Here is a 795-nt window from a genome sequence, read left to right on the forward strand (position 1 = left end):
GCACCGATGTCACGCGCGGCGGATGTGGAGGCGGTCCTCTGCGACCTCGATGACACGCTGTACCCGCAGTCCGCGTGGCTGGAGGGCGCGTGGCGCGCGGTCGCGGCGGCCGGCGCACGTCGCGGGATCGACGAGGCGGCGTTCCTGGGCGCGCTTCGGGCCGAGGCGGCGCTCGGGTCCGCGCGTGGCGGGATCATTGACCGGGCGCTGGCGGCGGTGGGTGCGGTGGGGCTCAGTCCGGCGGCGGTGGGTGCGGCGGACCTCAGTTCTCTCCTTAACCCCGCCCCCTCCCAACCAGCTAATACGGCCATGCAGAACTCGGACGCGCGCGACCCCGCGGATGCGCCTCACGGCACTGCGGACGCAACCCGCGGCACCGCGGACGCAACCCGCGGCACTGCGGATGCGACCCACGAGCCCGTGGATCCGGCCCACAACCCCGCGCCTGAGCTAGTGGCGCACCTGGTCGCCGTCTTCCGTGCGCACCAACCCGAGCGGCTGGAGCCGTATCCCGGGGTGCGGGCCGCGCTGGCCCGGCTCCGGATGGCGGGGGTGCGGCTCGCGGTGGTGACTGATGGGGACGTGGAGATGCAGGCGTGGAAGGTGCGCGCCTTGGGGTTGTCGGCTTTCTTCGAGTGCGTTGTTGTTTCTGATGCGCTTGGCGGGCGGGGCGTGCGGAAGCCTCACGAGGCGCCTTTTGTGGCTGCGCTGGAGGGGCTTGGGGTGGGGCCCGCGCGGTGTGTTGTTGTGGGTGACCGGCCTGATAAAGATGTTATGGGGGCTATGGGTCTTGAT

General features: G+C 71.6%; 1 protein-coding gene. It reads left to right on the forward strand.

Annotated features, from left to right (window positions below; all coding sequences use genetic code 11):
- On the forward strand, positions 1–795 hold a 795-nt coding region (locus tag IZR01_RS49385), incomplete at both ends, for an HAD family hydrolase (RefSeq protein WP_194927912.1).

Origin of the sequence: Catenulispora pinisilvae (assembly GCF_015356865.1) — a bacterium.
In the GTDB taxonomy this organism is placed as follows: Bacteria; Actinomycetota; Actinomycetes; order Streptomycetales; family Catenulisporaceae; genus Catenulispora; species Catenulispora pinisilvae.